Origin of the sequence: Nocardia jejuensis NBRC 103114 (assembly GCF_001613145.1) — a bacterium.
GTDB lineage: Bacteria > Actinomycetota > Actinomycetes > Mycobacteriales > Mycobacteriaceae > Nocardia > Nocardia jejuensis.
The window spans coordinates 1-17,581 of sequence record NZ_BDBU01000047.1; the positions used below are offsets into that span (position 1 = coordinate 1).

Below are 17,581 nucleotides of genomic sequence, written 5' to 3' on the forward strand. Positions count from 1 at the left end.
TCTCGCGCACGCCATGGATTTCGACGACACGCACCTGCCGTCGGTCCTGCATCCCTCCGCGAGCGTGGTGCCCGCGGCGCTCGCGGTCGCGGAGTCGGTCGGGGCCGGCGGCGCGGCCCTGCTGGACGCCATCGCGGCCGGAGTGGAGATCACCGTCCGCCTCGGCATGGCCGGGTACGACGACGCGCTCGGCAATTCGGTGTTCTTCGAACGAGGTCTGCACGCGACGGCGATCTGCGGGGCGGTGGGCGGCGCGGCCGCCGCGGCGATGCTGTCGGGCCTGAGCACCGAGGGCATCGCGCACGCCATGGGGATCGCGGCGAGCATGGGATCGGGTCTGCTCGAAGCCAATCGCACCGGCGGCACGGTGAAGCGGGTGCACTGCGGCTGGGCCGCGCACGGCGCGGTGACGGCGGCGCAGCTCGCGCGCCACGGTCTGACCGGCCCGCCCACGGTGATCGAGGGCAGATTCGGTCTGCTGCAGGCGTTCTGCGGTGACGATGCCCATCCCGAGGTCATCGTGGCGGGGCTCGGCGAGGACTGGGAACTGCCCGGGGTCTTCTTCAAGCCCTACCCCTGCAATCACTTCACCCATGCCGGCATCGACGCGGCGCTACGGCTGCGGGCGCGCGGTGTCACCGCCGATGCCGTCGTGCGCCTGGTCCTCGGTGCGCCGACTCCGGTCCTGCGCACCATCGGAGAACCGGCCGACAGCAAGCGAAGCCCCGAATCCGGTTACCACGCCGCGTTTTCCGGTCCGTACACCGTGGCCGCCGCGCTACTGGGCGGCGGCGGTCTCGGAGTCTTCCATCAGGACTTCACCGATGCCGCCGTCCGCGATCCCGAGCGGCTCGCGCTCGCCGCCAAGGTGGAGTGCGTCGCCGATCCGCGCAGCGACGAGATCTTCCCGCACCAGTTCCCCGCCGTGCTGACCGCCGAACTGCACGACGGACGCACACTCGTCGAGCGGGTGGAGGTCAACCGCGGCGGCCCGGGCAACCCACTCAGCGCCGAGGAACTGGCGCTCAAGTTCGAGCTGAACACCGCATCGGTGCTCACCCCCTCCCAGGCGCGCCGACTCACCGAAATCGTCTACGACACAGCCGCACTGGAGACGTCGGGGCACCTGTTCCACCCGCTGCACGCCGCCGCGGCCACCGCCGCCGACCCACGAACGGCGCGCTGAACCGCGCTCGCTCCCCACACCCACCGAGGCACGAACACCACCACGTTGTCCCCCACCACCACCGCCGCCTCGCTCCACCGTCAGGTTCGCCCACCAACCGGTTCGCCCGGCAGCCGGTTCGCCCGGCAGTGGGTTCACCCGGCAGTGGGTTCGCCCGGCAGTGGGTTCGCCCGGCAGTGGGTTCGCCCGGCGCCAGGTTCGTCTCCACCGCGAGGTTCCTCGCGGCGCCGGGTTCCTCGCGGGAGCGGGTTCCCGCAGCAGACCCGGCAATCAGCGTGCGGTGGATCGGTTCACCGATTCGGCCTCCGTCGGAGAATCCGTGTGGTCACGGCCGGGCTTGTGGCCGCCGGCACCGCTTGCCGTCGATCATTTCGTCTCCGGCGGAAACGGTCCCGCACGCCCCAGGAGCGCGGGGACGGGGGCGGCCAGCACCTCGCCGAGCCAGCGTCCGGTCTCGATCACCCGGCCCAGATCGATTCCGGTGACATACCCCATGCGATCGAGCGTGTAGAGCAGATCCTCGGTGGCGATATTGCCGGTGGCGGCGGGCGCGAAGGGACAGCCGCCGATTCCGCCGGTGCTCGCGTCCAGTACCCGGGCTCCGGCCTCGAGCGCGGCGAACGCGTTGGCGTAGCCGGTGTTACGGGTGTTGTGGAAATGGCATCGCACGTCGGCGTCCGGTGCGATCGCGCCGGTTGCGGCGACCAGCGCCCGCACCCGGTCCGGAGTGCCGACTCCGATGGTGTCGGCCAGGGCGATCTCCTGCGGACCGTCCTGCGCGACCCGCCGGACCAGTTCCAGGACAGTGGATTCGGCGACCTCGCCCTCGAAGGGACATCCGAAGGCGGCGGCGATCGTGACCGTTCGCACCAGTCCGGAGTCGGCCGCCCGTGCCGCCAGCGCCCGCCAGCGTTCGATTCCGTCGGCGACGGTGCAGCCCTGATTGCGCAGGCTGAACGTATCGGTCGCCACCACGACCACATTGATCTCGTGCACCCCCGCCGCCAGCGCGCGGTCGAGTCCGCGCTCGTTGAACACCAGTCCCGCATAGGACACCCCGTCCATCCGCGGAACGCCCGCCAGCACCGCTTCGGCATCCGCCATCTGCGGAACCCGCCGCGGGTGCACGAAACTCACCGCCTCGATCCGCCGCACGCCCGCCGCGATCGAGCGTTCGATCAGGCGGATCTTGTCCGCCGTCGACACGATTTCCGGCTCGTTCTGCAGCCCGTCTCTGGGCGCGACCTCCACCACCGTGACGTCCACTGGTCCTCCCGACCGTCGCATGGCTGATCACACCGAGACCCGTCGCGGCGGCGAATTCCCTTAGCGCCGAACCACTTCGCTCACGGTGCGATATTTTCGTCTTGCCGCACTGTTTCACTGAGGGATACAGTGTCACCACTTTCAGTCACCCTACCCGCCTCCGCACCGCACCGCGCGGGATCGCGCGCGCATCAGAAGAATTGGAGAGGCCGCATGCCAGCCGAGAAGACGACAGCGACCGGACCGCTCACCGACCTGCGCGTGATCGAGATGGGTCAGCTGCTGGCCGGGCCGTTCTGCGGACAACTGCTCGGGGACTTCGGCGCGGAGGTGATCAAACTCGAATCGCCGGGCACCGGAGATCCGATGCGCCAGTGGGGACGCGAGCAGTCCGACGGGAAATCACTGTGGTGGCCGGTGGTGGCCCGCAACAAGAAGTCGGTCACCTGCAATCTGCGCGCACCCGAGGGCCAGCGACTCGCGCGCGAGCTGATCGCGCAGTCCGACATCGTGATCGAGAACTTCCGTCCCGGCACCATGGAACGCTGGGGTCTGGGCTACGAGCGGCTGCGCGAGCACAATCCGGGCCTGATCATGGTGCGGGTCACCGGCTACGGGCAGACCGGGCCCTACGCGCCACGCGCGGGCTACGGGTCCATCGGCGAGGCCATGGGCGGAATCCGTTACACCACAGGCGATCCCGACCGCTCCCCCGCACGCACCGGCATCTCGCTGGGCGATTCGCTGGCTGCCGTGTTCGCCACCATCGGCACGCTGGCCGCGGTGCACCACCGCGACCGCACCGGGCAGGGCCAACTGGTGGATTCGGCCATCTACGAGGCGGTGCTCGCCATGATGGAATCACTGCTGCCCGAATTCGACATCACCGGCTACCAGCGCGAGCGCACCGGCTCCGTGCTCCCGAACGTCGCACCCAGCAATGTGTATCCGACCGCGGGCGGGGAGATGGTGCTGCTGGCCGCCAATCAGGACACCGTGTTCACGCGGCTGAGCGAACTCATGGACCGGCCCGAATTGGCCACCGACGAGCGGTATTCCACGCACATCGCACGCGGCGCGCGTCAGGACGAGCTCGACGAGCTGATCACCGAGTGGACGGTGCCCCAGGACGCGGAGGCGCTGCTGGCGCGCCTGCACGAGAAGGGCATCCCGGCCGGGCGGATCTACACCGCGCGAGACATGTTCGCCGACCCGCATTTCGCGGCCCGCGAAGCCATCGTGCGCATCGCGCATCCCGAACTCGGCACGCTGCCCATGCAGAACGTGTTTCCCAAGTTGAGCCGCACGCCCGGTTCCATCCGGCACGCCGGACCGAGGCTCGGGGAACACAATGCCGACGTCTACGGGCGGCTGCTCGGCCTGGATCCCGGCCGGCTCACCGAGCTGGCCGACATCGGCGTGGTCTGAGGGGGATTCGATGCGGGACAACCACGCCGTCGACCTCGGTGAGGACGCGCGCAGCGCCGGATACGGCGCGCCGCTGGGCGCGGGCGATCACCCGGCCGTGCTGGTGATCGATATCTGCGCCGCCTACCTCGCACCCGGCTCCCCACTGCGCGCCCCCGTCGCCGACGCCGTCCGCGCCGCCGCCGCAGTGGTTCATCGGGCCAGGACAGGCGGGTATCCGGTGGTGTTCACCAGGGTCAGTTACCGCCCCGGCACCACCGAGGGCGGCCTCTTCCGCCGAAAGGTGCCCACGCTGGCGGTGTTCGAGGAGGGCAATCCGCTCGCGGACTTCCTCGACGACCCCCGCCCGCGCCCCGGCGAGAGCGTGATCGTCAAGCAGTACCCCAGCGCGTTCCACGGCACCGCACTCGCGGCCAATCTGACCGCCGATCGCATCGACACGCTCGTGATCGTCGGACTCACCACCAGCGGATGCGTGCGCGCCACCGCCACCGACGCGCTCCAGCACGGGTTCCGGCCGCTGGTGGTGGCGCAGGCGTGCGGAGATCGCGATCCGCGCCTGCACGAGGCGAACCTGTTCGATCTGAACTCGAAATACGCCGACGTCATCGATCTGGACCGCGCGCTCGAGCTGCTCGCCGATCCGGAACCGGCTCGCACCGAACAGAATCGGGAGAAGTGAATGGGACCGCATCCGTACGGCTGGTGGATCCTGCTGCACCTGGTGTTGTTCGTGTTCTGGCTGGGCGGTGACCTCGGGGTCTTCTATTCGAGCCGGTTCGTGATCAACCCGAATCTCACACCCGCCGCCCGCGCCGCCGCCCTGGGCATCATGAGCGGGCTGGATCTCGGGCCGAAGGTCTGCCTGGTGCTGTTCCTGCCCAGCGGCGTGACCCTGATGGCCACCGCGCCGCACGGTGCGTCCGTGTTCGGAATCGCGCTGTTCCCCTGGTGGTTCGTGGCAGCGGTGTGGGTGTTCGCGGCAGTGTGGTTGGCGCTCACCGTGATTGCGCATCGCACGCACGGCCGGATCGCCGCCGTCACGCGGGCGGACCTGGCCATCCGGATCGTGGTGATCGCGAGTCTGGCCGCGGCGGGCCTGTACACGGTGTTGGCCGCCGAACCGTTCGGGGTCACCACCCACCCGAGGTGGCTCGGCGCGAAGATTCTGCTGTACACCCTCGCCATCGCCGCCGGGCTCGGCATTCGAATGACCTTGCGCCCCTTCGGCCCCGCGTTCGGGGCGCTGGTGTCCACGGGCTCGACCGCACAGCTCGAGCACACCCTGCGGCGCAGTGTGAACGGCTGCCTGCCATACGTCTGGCTGATCTGGGGCAGTGTCCTGGGCGCCGCCGCGCTGGGCGTGTTCAAGCCCGGCGCGCAGCTGTGAACCGGCTACCCCGAATAGCCCAGCTGCGCCGAGACCGCGGCGGAGGCCTTCTCCAGCAACGTCACGCATTCGCGCATGCGCGGCTCGAAGCGCGAGAGCGGACCGCACACGCTGATCGCGGCCACCACCCCGCCATCGTGATCCAGTACCGGCGCGGCGACCGAGGCAGCCCCGATCTGCCGCTCCCCCAACGAGACCGCGTATCCGCGCTTGCGAATATCGGCGAGTTCGGTGCGCAGCTTGCGCGGGGTGGTGATGGTCGCGTCGGTGAACGGCGTGAGCTCGTGCCGGTCCAGGTATTCGTCGACCTCCTCCGTGCGCAGGAACGCCAGGATGACCTTGGACGAGCTGCCCGCGTGCAGCGGATACGGCACCCCGAGCGCGACCTCCATGCGCAATTCCTGGTCCGGCACAACCTGATCCACGTACATGCGGGTATCGCCGCGGCGAATCGAGAGGGTGGCCGTCTCTCCGGTGGCGGTGGCCAGCCGGCGCAGTTCGGGGGCGGCCATGACGCGCAGATCGGTGCGGGCGAGGTACGCGCGCCCGAGCGCGATCGCCGCATGCCCGAGCGCATAGCGACGCGTGGTGGGTTCCAGCGCGATCAACTCGCGATTGCGCAGGGCGGTGAGGATGCGATGCACCGCGGCCTTGGTCAGGCCCAGCTCATTGGCGATTTCGGTGACCCCGAGATCGGGACGGCCGGTGCGGCCGAACAGCAGCAACACATCCATGGCCCGCTCCACGGCGGCGATGGAACGACTCTGACCTTCGGCCTCGTTGTCCGACACGCGTTCAGCTTAGGCCACACGATTTCCCGATGGGAAACGGCACACCGAATATGCGCCGCGCCCCGCATCCACCGGCCGCCCACTTGCACGGTCCCGACGTCGGCGTTACCGTGTGCGTAACAGCGTTTCCTCTATCGAAACGGAGGCAGGGTGGATACCACGTATCTCCGTGCGGTACTTGCCCAGTGGGCCACCGGCGTGGTCGTCGTCACCACCGTGCACGGCGACGGTGAACGGCACGGTATGACCGCCAGTTCGTTCACCAGTGTCGCGCTGGAACCGGGCCTCGTCTCGGTATGTCTGGCATCGGGCAGCACCACCTGCCGAATGATCCGGCGCAGCGGCGTTTTCGCCGTCAACGTGCTCGGGCACGACCACGAGGACATCGGCCGCCGATTCGCCGGCGGCGGCGCGGACACCGACCGTTTCGCGGTGGGCCACTGGGATACCGCGACCACCGGCGCGGCCGTACTGGCCGAGGCGGTGGCGTGGCTGGACTGCGTCGTCACCGCATGTCACCCCGCCGGGGATCACACCATCGTGCTCGGGCTGGTGCAGGACGCGGCCACACCCCGGCCCGCACCCCCGCTCATCTATCACGATCGCACCTACTACGAGGGGATGGCCCGATGATCGGCGAACGACTCGTCGAAGACATGACCGACACCGAACGCGCACGCGCCCAACGGGTCGAGTCGATACTGCCCGCGCTGCGCGCCGCCGCGGAGGAGGCCGATCGCACGGCCACCTTCCCCGCCTCGCACGTCGCGCTGTTGCGCGACGCGGGACTGCTCGGCCTGGTGGTGCCCGAGAAGTTCGGCGGCCTGGGCGGCACGCTGCGTGATCTCGCGGCCGCCACCTTCGCCATGGGCACCGCCTGCCCGTCCACCGCGCTGGCGTTCTTCTTCCACAACACCAGCGCCTCGCGCGGACTGCTGCCGCTCGAGGCCATCGATGCCGGCCTGTTCGACGACGCGGAGATTCCGGTGGTGCGGGCCTTCGCCGAGAAGGTGCTCACCCGCATGGCCGGCGGCGTCTGGCTGGCCAACTTCGCCTCCGAGGCGGTCAAGACCGCCGCCGCGAACATCACCATCGCCACCACCGCCCGCCGCGTCGACGGCGGCTGGATCCTGCAGGGCGAGAAGTCCTTCGGGTGCGCGACCGGTGTCGCGGACTACTACCTGACCTCCGCCAAACTGGAGGGTTACGACACCGCGGAGGGATTGGCCACCTTCTTCGTGCCCCGGGACGCACCCGGGGTGAGCGTGCGCGCCCCGTGGGACGGGCTCGGCATGCGCGCCACCGCCAACAACGGCATCCGCCTCGACGAGGTCTTCATCGCCGAGGACGAGGCGCTCGCGGTGCCGGGCGCGTTCACCAAGATGCTCACCATGAGCCGGGGCAGTTTCGTGGGCAACCAGCTCGCCATCGCCGCGGTCTACACCGGGTGCGCCCAGCGCGCCTATGACGACACCCTGGCCGCGACCACCCGTAAAACCTTCGCGGACACCGGCGCTCCCATCGCCTCCTCCCCCGTGCACCAGGTGCTCATCGGCGAGATGACCCGGCAGCTGCACACCGCGTACCTGTGGCTGCGCTACCAGCTGGCCATCGAGACGGTGGAACCGCCGATCAAGCCCAAGCCGGAAGTGTTCGCGCAGTGGCGACTCGGCAAGGGCGCGGTCACCGAGGCCTGCTTCCAGGTGGCGCTCGGCGCGCTCAAGGCCGGTGGCACCTCGGCCGCCTCCATGGACGGAGTCGCCGGGCGCGCGCTGCGTGATCTCGCGATGGGCCTGGTCATGACCTTCCCCGCCGAACGCGGCATGCTCGAGGTCGCGCGCATGGTCACCGACGCCAAGGCGAACGAACTCTTCGCCACCGCACCCCCGACGCCTGCGGCACCCCCGACGCCTGCCGCACCGGCGCGCGCCACGCCCGCCGATGGCGCGGCATCCGAGCGGATCGCTTCGCTCGCGGACGGGGCGCGATGAGCACCGCGTTTCCGGTGGCTCGCGCCCACACCGCGGAACCCCAGGCCGGGCAGACCGCGGAACCCCGTGCCGGACAGTTCGATTCCACGCTCTCCGCCGCGCCGAAATCTCCTACGGGAGAGATACTCACCGCATCCCGGGCGCCCGAGGTGGACCACCTCGAACGCGCTCGCCCGCCACGGGCGCAGCCGTGCGCACGAGCGCCACACAGACCCGTACGAAGGAGGACCCTCCGGTGATCGCCGAACTGCCGCAGACCGTCGACCTCGTGGACGGCGAGTGGGGAACTCCGCCGACAGACCTCGGGGTGTCGCTGGAAGATCCGGCGACGGGGGCGGAGGTCGCCCGCACCGTCGCCACCTCGGCGGCCCGAGTCGACCGGGCATTGGCGGTCGCCGAACGCGCGACCGCCGCGGTGACGCCCGAGATGCTCCACGCCATCGCCGACGGGCTCGACGCCCGGCTCGAGTGGATCGCCGAATTGGATTCTCGCGCAACGGGTGTGCCGATCACGCAGACCCGGTTGCTGGGGGTGATCGTCTCCGGCTCGTTCCGGCTGGCCGCCGAGCAGCTGCGCGGCGGAGCGCTGCGCGCGGATCGGGACGGTGTCCAGGTGCACCGGCTGACGCTGGGCCCGGCGCTGTGCCTGGTGCCGTGGAACGCTCCCGCGCCGATGGCCGCGCACAAGGTGGCCAATGCGCTCGCGGCGGGCTGTCCGGTGATCCTCAAGGTCAGTGAGCTCGCGCCCTACAGTGCGATGCCGCTGGCCGAGGTGATCGCCGACCATGTTCCCGCCGGGATGTTCCAGCTCGTGCACGGCGATGCCGAGACCGGCGCACGCCTGGTCGCGGATCCGCGCATCAAGGCGGTGTCGTTCACCGGCGGGCTCGCGGGCGGGCGATCGGTCGCGACCGCGTCGGCCCCGCTGCTGCGGCCGTGTCAGCTCGAACTCGGCGGGAACAACCCGCTGGTGGTGCTGCCCGACGCGAATCTCGACACCGCCGCACGGATGGCGGCGGAATTGCTCACCACCCTCAACGGCCAGTGGTGCCGGGCGCTGGGACGACTCATCCTGCCCGCCGATCGCGCCCCCGAGCTGCTCGACGCGATCGGAAAACGCCTGGGAGAGTTGCGTATCGGCGCACCGCTGGACCCGGAGACCGATTTCGGTCCGCTGGTGCACTCACGCCATGTGCGCACGGTGCGCAAAGCGGTGGCCCGTGCCGGGCATCGGTCCTACGGGGAGCTTCCCGAGATCGGGAACTACTTCGCGCCGACCCTGCTGGACGGTGATCTCGCCGACGAGGTGTTCGGACCGGTCGCCGGGACCCGCACCTACGACTCGATCGAGGAGGCGGTGCGGCTGGCCGACGCGGTGCCGTACGGACTCGAAGCCTATGTCTGCGGCACCGACGAGGACCTGGCTCTCGCGGTGGCACAGCGCATTCGCGCGGGCGAAGTGAAGGTCAACGGCTCCTCGGTCATGAGTCTGCACCTCATGACGCCGCGTCCGGCCTGGGGTCTGTCCGGGCTCGGCGAGGAGGGCACCGCGGAAACCCTGCGATTCTTCACCGGAACGCGGGTCATCGGCGTCGAGGGCCGCTTCGCCCTGCACACCTCGTGAGCACGATCGTGGTGGCCGGCGCGGGACCGGTCGGTCTCACCGCCGCGATGGTTCTGGCCCGGCGCGGCCACGAGGTCGTGGTGCTGGAGCAGGGCGACGAATTGGCCACCGAATCGCGCGCCTCCACCTTTCATCCACCCACCCTGGAGATGCTCGACGATCTCGGGGTGCTCGAGGCCCTGCTCGACCGCGGCATCGTGGCGACGACCTTCCAGTACCGCGAACGCGGCGGCGGCGAGATCGCCACCCTCGATCTGGGGGTGCTGGCCCCGGACACGCCCTATCCGTATCGCGTGCAGTGCGAGCAGAGCAGACTGACCCCGATCCTGCTCGACGCCCTGCCCGCACCCGCGCGAGTGTTGTTCGGGCACACCGTCGATGACGTCACCCCCTCCGAGCACGGGGTGCTGGTGCACACCTCCCGAGGCCCGATCGCCGCGGACTGGCTGATCGGCGCGGACGGGGCGCACTCGGCCGTGCGTCACGCCGTCGGCGCGGCGTTCGACGGCGACACCTATCCCGAACGCTTCCTGGTCGCCTCGGTCGAGGAGGATCTGACCGCGGCGCTCCCCGGGATCGCGCCGATCAATTACGTCTTCGATCCGGCCGAATGGCTGGTGCTCCTGCGCACGCCCGCGCACTGGCGGGTGCTGCTGCCCACGCCCGGCGATACCGGCGACGACGTCGAATTGTCGCGACTACCCGAGCGTTTGGCGGCCGTCGCGGATCTGGGGCGGCCGTGGAGACTGCTGCACGCCTCCCTCTACCGGGTGCATCAGCGCGTGATGGAGAGCTTCCGGGTGGGCCGAATCCTGTTCATGGGCGATGCCGCCCACGTCAACAACCCGCTCGGCGGTCTGGGCATGAACAGCGGCATCCACGATGCCGTGCAGATGGCCTCGGCCCTCGCCGATGTCCTCGAAGGAGGCTCGGAGTCGGCGCTGGATCTGATCGCGACCCGCCGTCGTACCGTGGCGGTCGAGCACGTGCAGCGCGCCAGCCACGACAACTGGAAACGGCTGCGCGAGCGCGACGACGGCTTCCGGCAGCATCTGCGAGAGCTGGCGGCGGATCCGGTGGCGGCCCGCGCGTATCTGCGCCGTGCCTGCCTGCTCGATTCGCTCGAGGCCCGGCCGTGAGTGCCGAGCGCGCGGCGATGCGGATCACGCGGGAAAACCCCGCCCGGCCCAGTGATCAGGTCGGATCGGTCCCGGTGACCACGCCCGGTGCAGTGGATGCCGTTGTGCACCAGATGCATCGGCGGCACCGTGAGTGGGCGGCGGTCCCGCTGCCGCAACGACTGGCGGCACTCGCCTCGGCCGCCGACGCTCTGCACGCGAGATCGGCGGACCTGGCGATCCTGCTGGCACGGGAAACCGGAAAACCCGTGGCGGACTGCCGGGGTGAGATCGGTTTCGCCGCCACCTATCTGCACTGGGTGTGCCGCAACGGTCCGAGACTGTTGGGCGAGGCGGTGATCGACGACGCCCAGGGACGGATCGTGCGCACCCCGGCGCCGTTCGGGGTGATCGCCGCGATCACGCCGTGGAACGCGCCGATCATCCTGTCCGTGCTCAAGCTCGGCCCGGCCCTCGCGGCGGGAAACACCGTGGTGCTCAAGCCCTCTCCGCTCGCGCCGCTGGCGGTCACCGAGATGGCCGCCCTGTTCCCCGGCGTCCGGGTGATCCACGGCGGCCCAGAGACGGTGCAGGCGCTCATCGCGCATCCGCTCGTGCGCAAGGTCGCCTTCACCGGCGGCGAAGCGGCCGGCCGCAGTATCGCCGCCGCGGCCGGGCAGGCCCTGACCCCGGTGGTGCTCGAGCTCGGCGGGAACGACCCCGCGGTATTCCTCGACGACTTCGCCCTGACCGCCGACGATTACGACCGTCTGGTGCTCGCGTCCTTCGCCACCGCGGGCCAGGTCTGCATGGCCGCCAAACGGCTCTACGTCCCCACCGCCCGCCTCGAGGAGTTCCTCGAGGCGTATCGCGCTGCCGCGCACCGCATCCTGCGGGTCGGTGATCCTCTCGACGAACACGTCACCATGGGCCCGGTCGTGACGCGCGCCGCCGCGCAACGCATGACACACCTGATCGCGGACGGCTGGAATCGCGGCGGCTGGATGCTGCCGCTGGCCGATATCCCCGGCCACGACGGCTATTTCGTCGCCCCGGCCCTGGCCCTGGACCTCCCCGACGACGCCGATCTGGTGCGCTGCGAACAGTTCGGCCCGGTCGTGCCGGTCCTGACCTACGACTCCGAGCCCGACGTGCTGCGGCGCGCCAACGATTCGGAACTGGGCCTGGCCGCCTCGGTGTGGTCCGCGGACGAACAGCGCGCCCTGGACTTCGCCGCGCGACTCGACGCGGGCTTCACCTTCCTCAACACCCACAATCGCACCGGCATGTCGCTGCGCGCCCCGTTCGGCGGCACCAAGCACAGCGGCTTCGGCCGCGAGTACGCCGACGAGGGTCTGCTCGAGTACGTGCAGCCGACGATCGTGCACGCTCCCGCCGCCTTCCGGCCGGGCGGGCCGGGCATGCCTGCCCGCTCGTATCCGAATACCCTCGTGGACTGACACTTTCGCGCGTGCGACGCCGTTGCCACGGGACATCTCATCTCCGCTACGGTCACCGCCGACGACTGGGACCGATACCACCCCCGCGCGGGCCCTGTCGCGGCCGCTGAGCGCTGCGCCGATCTCGATATCCGGGCCGCAGGGTCGGCGGCCGGTGCGAGAGGCGCTGCCACCGGCTCACGGGCGGTCCGATCTGGTGCCGGACGCCCGCGTGACACGGTCCGGCGCACGCCTGCCCACCGCGTCGTCCGGTCCGTGCCGGAGCGAATGCGATGGGCAGGCAGTGTCGTGCGGGCAGTGTCGTGATCACAGGTGGCAGTCGAGCACCACCTCGCTCGCCGGTCGCCGGACCGACCATCCGGCGACCCCGCGACGCGCTGAATCCGGCTGGTGCGCGGCCGATCCCGATCCGGCGGCGTTCACCGTGTTCCGCTCCCGCGGCGGCGCACCGCCACCACGGTCACCGCGAGCACGACCACCACGACGGCGACGGCGATGCCCACGATCAGGCCGGTATTGCTGTCGTCACTGTCGGACGTCGCCGAATCACCGGCCACCACCGTGGTTTCCGGAGTCTTCGCCGCACCGAAGGTCAGCGGGACCGAGGTGAGAATGTTGGACGGATCGGTCAGGCTGGTGACGCTGATCGTGCAGGCCCCCGGTGCGCTCGTACAGTCGGTGCCGCCGATCGAGCTGACCAGAGCGAGGGTGTGGTTTCCACCGGCGGGCTGCCACACCCCTTGCGCGTCAGCCTGACCCATCAGCGAACCGGTCAGATTGCAGTCGGTGGGCTGAACGATCTGCGGTTTGCACTGCCCGACCGCGACGGTGGGCATGTTCGCGGTGAGCCCGTCGAGCGTGACCGTGACCGTCTGACCCGCCGTCAGACCCGAACTCGGGCTCAGCACCAGCGCCGGTGCGGCGGAGGCGACGGGACCGCCGCCCAGCAGCGCGAGGCTCGCGAGAGCCGAGATGATCGCAGCGCGAAAACCGCTGCCCCCGAGCCGTTTCACCCGAAGCTCAGCGGTGCGGAGGTGATGATCGCCGACGGATTCGTCAGGCTGGTGACCGCGATCGTGCACGCGCCGGGGCCCGAGGCGCAGTCGACGCCGCCGATCGACCCGACCAGTGTGATCGAGTAGCCGCCGTTGGACTGCCAGTTGCCGTCTCCGTCGGCGTGCCCCATCAGGGTGCCGACGAGATTGCAGTCCGCGGGTCCGGACACCTGGGCCTTGCACTGGCCCACCGCCACCGAGGCCAGGTCGGCCGGCAGTCCGCCGAGTGACACCGACACCGATTGCCCCGCGGACACTCCGTCGGTCTGACTCAGGGACAGGAACGCTCCGGCCGTGGCCGGGCCGCTCGTCGCGAGCAGGCCGCCCGCGACGGCCGCGGCCAGCACACCGGCGCGCAGAATGATGTTCTTCATTGTTCCTCCTCAGGAAATCTCACAATCGCCGCCGATCGATCAGCGCGAGGACGGCGACTGTGAAAAGCAGGGCGGCTGTCGCGCCCCACAGGGGTGTGGAGGGTCCGCGGGTGTCGGTCACCGTGCGGGCCTCGACGATCGGGGCGGTGGTGGGTGCGGGCACCCGTGAGCCCTGGAACACGATCGAGATGGACGCCGAGTTGGCGGTGATGATGGCGGGCGGCTCCGTTCCCGGCAGCGGCGCGGCCGCGATCACGCACTGCTGTTCGAGACAGTCGATGTTCCCGAAGCGGTGACGCGCGGTGAGCACGACGGTGGGCAACGTGCCGTCTCCGGCGACGTTCACGAATGTCGCGCCGCCCTCCAGATCACAGTCGCGCAGGCCGTTGACGAAGTGCTCCTTGCACAGGCCGATCGCCACCGCCGCGATACCGTGCTGGAAGCCGGTGCCGTTCACAGTGATTCGCTGCCCCTCGGCCAGCTCGCCGGTGACATCGAGACGTAGCGCGGCCGGATTGTCGGGCGAGGCGTGTGCCGGAGCGGGACCTGCGGCGGTGAGGGTCGCGGCGGCCAGCGCGGCCAGGATTGCGCGGATCACGATGCGCCTCCTTCGAGAATCGGGGCGGGCAACGCCGAGCGGGGTGCGAGACGGCGACTGCCGCAATACAGGGCCACGAGCAGGGCCGGGAGGGCGAGCAGGGTCACGCCCGTTCCCACTCCTGCCGGACCGGCGAGAACGGTGACCAGACCCAGGCCCGCGAGACCGGCGAGGACCATCGATATCGCCGTGGCCGCCGCCCCGTCGCCTCGATGCCGTTCGGCCAGTACGAGATCGAGTCCGCGCGCCGCGCGCGCGGACGCCGCGAGGGTGAGCCCCAGGCCGATGGTCAGCGTCACCCGGCCCGGCGCGGTCGCGACGAGCAGCGCACCCCCGGCGGCGAGCACCAGCAGTACCGCGAGGGCGTCCGCATTCGGTCCGGGCAGGGCCAGCACCACGAGCGCGGGCAGGGTCGTCGCCAACAGCAGCACGGCTTGTTCGGCGCCCAACGCGTTCCAGCGGAACAGCAGCAGGTGCAGCGCGGGCAAGACGACCCCGCCCAGCGTCAGCCCCACCGCCGCATAACCGGGCAGCAGGGATCGCACGGAGTGCGGGCTCGCACTCGATGCAGCGGAATCGCGTGCGGGAGAGGGCGAATACCGCGTGGGGCGAGTTCCGGCAGCGCTGTCGGCTGGTGCGGCGAGCATCAGCGCGCCGCACAGCACGGTCACGACACCAGTGCCGAGGACCCCGCTGCCCGGTGTACTCGCGCACAGTGCGGCAAGCCCGGCGGCGCCGGCGAATCCGGCCGCGCAGCAGACGTGCCACACGGTCAGCGACGCCGCCCTGGATCCGAGAACGCGAGCTCGGCCCCGCACGACGACCGGACCGGCGGCGACGCCGGCCGAGAGCAGCGTGATGGTGAATCCCCATGTGCTCGAGACCGTTCCCGCCGCCACGAGCGCGGCGCCCGCCACCACCGTGCACCAGCCCGCACCGCGCGAGGACACCCGCAGCCGAGTTGTCGCGGCGGCACTCGCGCACCCCAGCACGAGCATGGTGAGCGCGATGTATCCGACCACCTCGCCGGGCAGCCCCAGCACACCTCCGAACGGTTTGGTCAACAGCGCCAGCTGCCCGCCCGCCGTCGGCCCGAGAAGTATTCCGGCCAGCGCCGATGCCGGCGCGCCGAGTCGATCGCGGCGCATCTCAGCAACCCGCACAACGAGAAAGCCGGGCGCGGGGCAGGTTTCGCCGACCGACCCGGACCGAGTATCGCCTCGCGCAGTGCCGGACACCGGCGGACCCACCCTGCCGGACCCCGGCCGGTTCGGACTGCCGGACTCCGGCGGACTCGGACTGCCGGACCCCGGCGGACTTGAACTGCCGGACCCCGGCGGACTTAGACTGCCGGACCCCGGCGATGAACGTGAAGGACGATTCGCAGGTCATCACACCTACCCTCCCGCTAGCGTTTCTCACACGGAAACGCGGTTTCGGAATGGGCATATTGAACCCGGGGTGTCAGCGGGTGTCAACCCGCAGCGGCGAGGACTCGCGGAGCGAACACTCGCGCAACCGCACGGAAACAACAGGATTCGGTTACCGCGGGTTGCGGTCGCGTGAAATCGGGAACCAGCCCTGGACAGATCATCCGGTCGGGTACAGAATCAGCACATCGGAAACACCGTTTCGCTCTCCGAAACATGCGTTCCGACACCTACCGCCGAGCAGAAAGGTGGCGCCCATGACCCGAGTCGCGGCCGCCCAACTCGCCGCGGGCACCGACGTCGCGGCCAATCTCGAAGCCTGCCTGCGCCTGATCGATGCCGCCGCCGGCGTCCGGGCCGAACTCCTCGTCCTGCCGGAGTTCTGTAACCACCTATCCTGGTACGCGGATCGCGACCATGCCCGCCGAATGGCCTGCCGAATCGGCGATCCCTTCCTGAGCGACATCGCCGAGCGGGCCGAACGGCACCGGATGTACGTCAAGATCGGTGTCACCCTGGCCCAGGACGACGGCCGCACCACCGGCACGAGCCTGCTCTACGGACCCGACGGCGCACTGCTCGGCCGCTCCGACAAGCAGATCCTGATGGGCGCGGAGAACGACTGTCTCGAACCGGGATACGAGGACTCGCCCGTCATCGAGACCCCGCTGGGCCGCATCGGCATGTACGCCTGCATGGAGGGCGTCGTCAACGAGGTCACCCGCTCCCTGGCGGTCCGCGGAGCGCAGTTGCTGCTCAACAGCCTCAACTCGTTCGCGACCGACGAAGCGAGCCTGCACATTCCGGTGCGGGCCGCGGAGAACAAGGTGTGGGTGGTCGCGGCCAACAAGGTCGGCCCGCTGCTGCCCGCCGACCAACTGCCCGCCATCGCGGCACGACTCGGGGTTCCGCCCGATCGCCTGCACGGAGCGGGCGAGAGCCAGATCGTCGCGCCCGACGGCACCTGCGTCGCCATGGCCCCGGCGAGCGGGGAGGCGATCGTGATCGCGGACATCGATATCGGCGCGGCCGACGACAAACGCCGGCCGGACGGCACCGATCTGCTCGCCGCTCGCCGACCCGAGTTGTACGGGCCACTGCTGACCACCGGGGCCGGACGGTATTCACCCGCCGGAGCCGACCAGCTCACGGCCGCGATCGCACTGCCGGACGCCGAGATCGTGCGAAAGCTGGCCACCAAGGGAGCCGAACTCGTCGTGCTGCCGGAGCTGGCCGCGCTCGCGGTGCCGGATATCGTGCGCGCCCTGCGTGATACGACCGCCTACGCGGTGACCAGCGTGCGCGCCGGAAACGCCCACCTGGGGCTGCTGATCGGCCCGGACGGCGTCCTGGCTCGCCAGCCACAGTTGCACCCGACCGCCCGGCACCCCTGGCTCACCGATCCCGGCACGAAACTGAACGTCGTCGAACTGCCCTGGGGCCGAATGGCACTCGTGGTGGGCGATGACGCACTGTTCCCGGAGACCTTCCGGCTGGCCGCCGTCCAGGACGCCGACGTCGTCGCCGCACCGTTCACGCCTGCCGAATCCTGGGAGCTCAGGCTCGGACTACCCGAGCGCGCCGCCGAGAACCGGCTCAACGTGGTCTCCGCGGGAATGGGCGAACACGGAACGCTGACCGGTGGAATCTACGGTCTGACACCGGATTTCACCCTCTGGACGACATGGAGCGGACCCTTCGACGGAATCATCAGCCATCCGCTGGTGACCACTCCGGAGCCCGGCGCGAGCAGCGCCCGCGCCGTCATCCGCCCCGCGCAGGCGGTGAACCGCCATGTCTCCCGGGGCACCGACCTCGTCGACGGCCGGCCCCGCCGACCGCTCGATGCCCTCACCGCGCACTGACGCGC

16 protein-coding genes are annotated in these 17,581 nt (G+C 70.3%); 10 read left to right on the forward strand and 6 right to left on the reverse strand.

What is annotated here, in order from left to right; all coding sequences use genetic code 11:
- Window positions 1-1,186, forward strand: a 1,186-nt coding sequence (locus NJ1_RS30980) for an MmgE/PrpD family protein (RefSeq protein WP_157574371.1), incomplete at its 5' end; no start/stop codon positions are given.
- Between the two features lie 366 nt (window positions 1,187-1,552).
- On the opposite strand, the gene NJ1_RS30985 is transcribed toward NJ1_RS30980, so the two are convergent.
- Entirely contained in the window at window positions 1,553-2,473 is a 921-nt protein-coding gene (locus NJ1_RS30985) for a hydroxymethylglutaryl-CoA lyase (RefSeq protein WP_067701417.1), read from the reverse strand.
- Between the two features lie 192 nt (window positions 2,474-2,665).
- Between NJ1_RS30985 and NJ1_RS30990 the strand changes: the two genes are divergently transcribed.
- The 3 genes from NJ1_RS30990 to NJ1_RS31000 are packed head-to-tail and all read left to right on the forward strand — an operon-like array spanning window position 2,666 to window position 5,270.
- Window positions 2,666-3,880 (forward strand): CaiB/BaiF CoA transferase family protein, encoded by a 1,215-nt coding sequence (locus NJ1_RS30990; protein ID WP_067701419.1) that lies wholly within the window; start codon window positions 2,666-2,668, stop codon window positions 3,878-3,880.
- A 10-nt stretch (window positions 3,881-3,890) separates the two neighbouring features.
- The gene (locus tag NJ1_RS30995; protein ID WP_067701422.1) at window positions 3,891-4,562 is read left to right on the forward strand and encodes an isochorismatase family protein; all 672 of its coding nucleotides are present in this window, start codon (window positions 3,891-3,893) and stop codon (window positions 4,560-4,562) included.
- On the forward strand, window positions 4,563-5,270 hold the full coding sequence (locus tag NJ1_RS31000) for a hypothetical protein (RefSeq protein ID WP_067701424.1): 708 nt from the start codon (window positions 4,563-4,565) through the stop codon (window positions 5,268-5,270). It begins immediately after the preceding gene.
- Window positions 5,271-5,275: 5 nt separating this feature from the next.
- On the opposite strand, the gene NJ1_RS31005 is transcribed toward NJ1_RS31000, so the two are convergent.
- Window positions 5,276-6,061, reverse strand: a complete 786-nt coding sequence (locus NJ1_RS31005; RefSeq protein WP_067701427.1) for an IclR family transcriptional regulator — start codon at window positions 6,059-6,061, stop codon at window positions 5,276-5,278.
- Between the two features lie 150 nt (window positions 6,062-6,211).
- Between NJ1_RS31005 and NJ1_RS31010 the strand changes: the two genes are divergently transcribed.
- The 5 genes from NJ1_RS31010 (at window position 6,212) to NJ1_RS31030 (ending at window position 12,254) form a co-directional block, all read left to right on the forward strand.
- Window positions 6,212-6,694 carry a flavin reductase family protein gene (locus tag NJ1_RS31010; protein WP_067701430.1) on the forward strand — a complete coding sequence of 161 codons (483 nt, stop codon included), beginning with the start codon at window positions 6,212-6,214 and terminating at the stop codon, window positions 6,692-6,694.
- Complete coding sequence (locus NJ1_RS31015) at window positions 6,691-8,052, forward strand: acyl-CoA dehydrogenase family protein (protein ID WP_245717666.1); 1,362 nt, start codon at window positions 6,691-6,693, stop codon at window positions 8,050-8,052. Before NJ1_RS31010 ends, NJ1_RS31015 begins: the two co-directional genes overlap by 4 nt.
- A gap of 235 nt (window positions 8,053-8,287) precedes the next feature.
- Window positions 8,288-9,676, forward strand: a complete 1,389-nt coding sequence (locus NJ1_RS31020; protein WP_157574373.1) for an aldehyde dehydrogenase family protein — start codon at window positions 8,288-8,290, stop codon at window positions 9,674-9,676.
- Complete coding sequence (locus tag NJ1_RS31025; protein ID WP_067701433.1) at window positions 9,673-10,815, forward strand: FAD-dependent oxidoreductase; 1,143 nt, start codon at window positions 9,673-9,675, stop codon at window positions 10,813-10,815. The genes NJ1_RS31020 and NJ1_RS31025 overlap by 4 nt, the downstream gene beginning before the upstream one ends.
- Window positions 10,812-12,254, forward strand: a complete 1,443-nt coding sequence (locus NJ1_RS31030) for an aldehyde dehydrogenase family protein (protein WP_245717667.1) — start codon at window positions 10,812-10,814, stop codon at window positions 12,252-12,254. Before NJ1_RS31025 ends, NJ1_RS31030 begins: the two co-directional genes overlap by 4 nt.
- A gap of 419 nt (window positions 12,255-12,673) precedes the next feature.
- Here the strand turns inward: NJ1_RS31030 and NJ1_RS31035 are convergent, their stop codons facing one another.
- From NJ1_RS31035 to NJ1_RS39855, 4 genes are read right to left on the reverse strand one after another with little or no spacing between them, the layout of a single operon-like run.
- Window positions 12,674-13,267 (reverse strand): neocarzinostatin apoprotein domain-containing protein, encoded by a 594-nt coding sequence (locus tag NJ1_RS31035; RefSeq protein ID WP_067701437.1) that lies wholly within the window; start codon window positions 13,265-13,267, stop codon window positions 12,674-12,676.
- Complete coding sequence (locus NJ1_RS31040; protein WP_067701440.1) at window positions 13,264-13,683, reverse strand: neocarzinostatin apoprotein domain-containing protein; 420 nt, start codon at window positions 13,681-13,683, stop codon at window positions 13,264-13,266. The genes NJ1_RS31035 and NJ1_RS31040 overlap by 4 nt, the downstream gene beginning before the upstream one ends.
- Window positions 13,684-13,702: 19 nt before the next feature.
- Window positions 13,703-14,281: a GPS-CTERM domain-containing protein gene (locus NJ1_RS39850; protein ID WP_067701443.1), complete on the reverse strand. Its 579-nt coding sequence runs from the start codon at window positions 14,279-14,281 to the stop codon at window positions 13,703-13,705.
- On the reverse strand, window positions 14,278-15,429 hold the full coding sequence (locus tag NJ1_RS39855) for a hypothetical protein (RefSeq protein ID WP_067701446.1): 1,152 nt from the start codon (window positions 15,427-15,429) through the stop codon (window positions 14,278-14,280). The genes NJ1_RS39850 and NJ1_RS39855 overlap by 4 nt, the downstream gene beginning before the upstream one ends.
- Window positions 15,430-15,968: 539 nt before the next feature.
- Between NJ1_RS39855 and NJ1_RS31055 the strand changes: the two genes are divergently transcribed.
- On the forward strand, window positions 15,969-17,576 hold the full coding sequence (locus NJ1_RS31055) for a nitrilase-related carbon-nitrogen hydrolase (protein ID WP_067701449.1): 1,608 nt from the start codon (window positions 15,969-15,971) through the stop codon (window positions 17,574-17,576).
- The last annotated feature ends 5 nt before the right edge of the window (window positions 17,577-17,581 follow it).

Bases quoted from the DNA above. Each gene is read 5' to 3' on its own strand.
- NJ1_RS30985 (WP_067701417.1), bottom strand. From the start codon at position 2,473: ATGCGACGGTCGGGAGGACCAGTGGACGTCACGGTGGTGGAGGTCGCG.
- NJ1_RS30990 (WP_067701419.1), top strand. From the start codon at position 2,666: ATGCCAGCCGAGAAGACGACAGCGACCGGACCGCTCACCGACCTGCGC.
- NJ1_RS30995 (WP_067701422.1), top strand. From the start codon at position 3,891: ATGCGGGACAACCACGCCGTCGACCTCGGTGAGGACGCGCGCAGCGCC.
- NJ1_RS31000 (WP_067701424.1), top strand. From the start codon at position 4,563: ATGGGACCGCATCCGTACGGCTGGTGGATCCTGCTGCACCTGGTGTTG.
- NJ1_RS31015 (WP_245717666.1), top strand. From the start codon at position 6,691: ATGATCGGCGAACGACTCGTCGAAGACATGACCGACACCGAACGCGCA.
- NJ1_RS31040 (WP_067701440.1), bottom strand. From the start codon at position 13,683: ATGAAGAACATCATTCTGCGCGCCGGTGTGCTGGCCGCGGCCGTCGCG.
- NJ1_RS39855 (WP_067701446.1), bottom strand. From the start codon at position 15,429: ATGCGCCGCGATCGACTCGGCGCGCCGGCATCGGCGCTGGCCGGAATA.
- NJ1_RS31055 (WP_067701449.1), top strand. From the start codon at position 15,969: ATGACCCGAGTCGCGGCCGCCCAACTCGCCGCGGGCACCGACGTCGCG.